Annotated in this window: 1 protein-coding gene; it reads right to left on the bottom strand. The window is 72.2% G+C overall.

Going from position 1 to position 3,948, the window contains the following annotated elements; translation table 11 throughout:
- A partial coding sequence (locus AB0J58_RS44355) for an acyltransferase domain-containing protein (RefSeq protein ID WP_364227729.1) occupies window positions 1–3,948 on the bottom strand: 3,948 nt, incomplete at both ends.

Here is a 3,948-nt window from a genome sequence, read left to right as displayed (position 1 = left end):
CCGCAGCTCCAGCGCGCCCGGAGCGTCCAGGCCCCGGCGGCTGGTCAGCAGCAGGTGCCGCACCCCACGCTCGGCCACCACATGCCGCGCGAACAACGCACCCAGACCACCGGTACCACCGGTGATCAGCACCGTGCCCTCCGGCTCCCAGGCCCGGGGCATGGTCAGCACGATCTTGCCGGTGTGCCTGGCCTGGCTCATGAACCGGAACGCCTCCCGGCCCCGGCGCACATCCCACGCCGTGAACGGCAACGGCCGCAGCTCACCGGCCGCGAACAACTCCATCAACTCGGCCAGGATCTGCTGCAACCGCTCGAAACCGGCATCCAGCATGTCGAACCAGTGATACACCAGCCCGGGGAACTGCCCCTGGTCGCGAATATCCAGCTTGCCCATCTCGACGAACCGGCCACCCGGGCGTAGCAGTCGCGCCGAGGCGTCGATGAGCTCCCCGGTCAGCGAGTTGAGCACCACATCGATGCCCCGCTCACCACACACCTCCCGGAACCGCTCCTCGAACTCCGCACTCCGGGAGGAGGCGATGTGGTCATCGGGGATGCCCAGCGAACGCAGCACCTCCCACTTGGCCGGACTCGCCGTGGCGAACACCTCGACCCCCAGCCGCTGGGCCAGCTGAATCGCCGCCATGCCCACGCCGCCGGTGCCGGCGTGCACCAGCAGCCTCTCGCCCTCCCGCAACCCGGCCAGATCCATCAGCCCGTAGTAGGCCGTCAGGAACGTCACCGGGATCGTCGCGGCCTGCTCGAACGAGATCCCGTCGGGAATCTTGGACAGGACGTGGGTGCTGGTGGCCACCGGGCCGAACGCGCCTTCGGTCAGACAGACCACCCGGTCCCCCGGACGCAGGTCCTCGACCCCGGGACCGACCTCCAGCACCACCCCGGCGGCCTCACCGCCCATCAGGCCGACCTTGTCCTGGAACCAGCCCAGTGCGTTCAACCCGTCCAGCAGGTCACGGAAGTTCACCCCCGCCGCGCGCACCGCCACCCGCACCTGCCCGGCCTCCAGCGGCTCGGCCGTCTCCGGGTAGGAGATGAGTTCCAGCGCGTCCAGGCTGCCCTTGGCCCGGCTGCCCAACCGCCACGCCGTACCGGACGGAGGCACCAACCCCGCCCCCGACGCCAGCGACGCCAACCTTGGCGCCCACACCCCGCCCCCACGTACCGCCACCTGCGGCTCACCGGAGGCCAGCACCCCGCCCAGCACACCGAGCGGCACCGACTCCTCGTCGGCGTCCACCAGCACGAACCGGCCCGGGTTCTCCGACTGCGCGCTACGCACCAATCCCCACACCGCCGCAGCCGGCAGATCGGTGATCACCTCGCCGTCGCCCGCCGCGACCGCACCCCGGGTGAGGAACACCAGCCGCGAACCGGCGAACCGCTCATCGGCCAGCCACCCCTGCACCAGACCCAGCACCCCGGCCGTCACCACATGCGCCGAAGCCACCACGTCCACAGCCGACGCGGTCTCGACCTCGGCCAGCACCACCCCCGGCACCGGCCCCGCCTCGGCCAGCGCCGACAGATCACGATGAACCGTGACCGACTCCCACGTCCCCGCGAGACCCAGCGCGTCCGGCTCGAACGCCGCGAAGCCGACCATCGCCACCGGCGCCGGGTCAGCCACGGTGACCTCGGAGAGCGCGGTCCACTCCAGCCGGAACAGCCCGTCGCGCTCCGTCGCCTGGTCACCGCCCGCGGCGGCGATCTGACCGGGCGAGAACGGGCGCAGCACCAGAGAACGCGCCGACAGCACCGGCTCCCCGGCGGCGTCCACCGCCGTCAGCGTGGCCGAGTCGGCAGTGGTCCGGCTCATCCGCACCCGCAGCATCGCCGCCCCGGTGGCGTGCAGGCTCACCTCACTCCAGGAGAACGGCAACCGGCCACCCTCCACCGGCTCCAGTCCGATGAACGGCACCGTGTGCAGCACCGCGTCCAGCAGAGCCGGGTGCATCCCGAACGAACCCGCACTCGACGCCGCCTGCTCGGGCAGGACGACCTCGGCGTACACCGCACCGTCCGTCCCCCGCCAGGCCGCCCGCAGCCCCCGGAACACCGGGCCGTATTCGAACCCACCTGCGGCGAGCCCCTCGTACAACCCGTCCAGCTCGACAGCGGTCGCGCCGGCCGGGGGCCACACCGCCGCGTCGAACGGCACGGCAGGGGACGTGCCGGTCGCGAGCGCGCCGGTAGCCAAAGTACCGGTCGCGTGCCGCACCCACGGCACGTCGTCTGCGGCCTGCGCCGACCGGGCGTAGATGTTCACGCTCCGGTGGCCCGACTCCTGGGCGGCCCCCACCCACACCTGCACCGCGACGGCGTCGGTTTCGCCCAGCAGCAGCGGCGCGACCAGGGTCAGCTCCTTCACCAGGTCACAGCCGACCTGGTCACCGGCCCGGATCGCCAGCTCCAGGAACCCGGTCCCCGGGAAGATCACCGTTCCGGCCACCGCGTGATCGGCCAGCCACGGATGCGACCCCACCGACAACCGCCCGGTCAGCAGCACCCCGTCGGAGTCGGCCAGGCTCACGGCGGCGCCCAGCAGCGGATGATCCGCCGCCGCCAACCCCGCCGCCGCCACGTTCCCCGCACCGGAACCGGCCCCCTCGGGCCAGTACCGCTGGTGCTCGAAGGCATAGGTCGGCAGATCGACCCGGCGCCCGCGCGGGAGCACCGCCTGCCAGTTCACCGGCACCCCGTGCACGTGCAGACGAGCCAGCGCCGTCATCACCGCCGTGTGCTCGTCCCGGTCCCCGCGCAGCACCGGCACCAGCACGGCGTCCGCGTCGCGGTCGGCGTCGAGAGTACCTGCGGCCATGGCGGTCAGCACCCCGTCGGGGCCCAGCTCCAGATACGCCCGCACCCCCTGACCGTGCAGCGTGCGCACCCCGTCGGCGAAGCGGACCGTGCCGCGGACCTGGTCCACCCAGTAGTCCGGCGAGCACAACTGCTCGGCCGTGGCCGCCTGCCCGGTCAAGGTGGACACGATCGGAACCCGCGGCGCACTGTAGGTGAGCCTGCTCGCCAGCGTGCGGAAGTCCTCCAGCATCGGCTCCATCAACGGCGAATGGAACGCGTGCGACACCCGCAACCGCTTCGCCCTGATCCCCCGCTCCTCCAAGGCGGCGGCCACCTCCAGCACAGCCTCTTCGGCACCGGCGATCACCACCGAGGTCGGGCCGTTGACGGCCGCGACCGACACCTCACCCTCATGCCCGGCCAGCAGCCCGGAGACCTCCTCCTCGGAGGTCTGCACCGCCACCATCGCCCCACCGGAGGGAAGCGCCTGCATCAACCGCGCCCGGCCCGCCACCAACGCACACGCATCGGCCAACGACAACACCCCGGCCACATGCGCCGCGGTGATCTCCCCGATCGAATGCCCGGCCAGCACATCTGGCCGAACCCCCCACGAGGACACCAACCGGAACAACGCCGTCTCCACCGCGAACAACGCCGGCTGCGCCCACCCGGTCTGGTCGAGTGACCCCGCCTCAACCGACCCCGGCTCGGCGAACACCACCTCGCGCAGCGATCCATCGAGCAGCGGATCCAGCTCGGCGATCACCTCGTCCAACGCCTGCGCGAACACCGGGAAGCGGTCATACAGCTCCCGGCCCATCCCCGCCCGCTGGCTACCCTGACCGGTGAACAGGATCGCGAGCCTCGGCTCCGTCGCGGCCACCCCACGCACCACAGCGGCACCCGGCAGGTCCTCGGCCAGCGCGCCCAGCCCGGCCAGCACACCATCACGGTCGGCGGCTACCACCACGGCCCGATGCTCGAATGCCGACCGCGTCGTGGCCAGCGAGAACGCGGTGTCGACCAGCCCCGGACCAGGCTCATCGGCCAGGACCGACGCCAGCCGCCCGGCCTGCGCCCGCAACGCCTGACCTGTCTTCGCCGACACCAGCACCGGCACCAC

Source organism: Streptosporangium sp. NPDC049644, from assembly GCF_040675205.1.
In the GTDB taxonomy this organism is placed as follows: domain Bacteria; phylum Actinomycetota; class Actinomycetes; order Streptosporangiales; family Streptosporangiaceae; genus Streptosporangium; species Streptosporangium fukuiense.
Note: the sequence above shows the minus strand (reverse complement) of the source record. Positions and strands in the feature narration are given on the sequence as shown.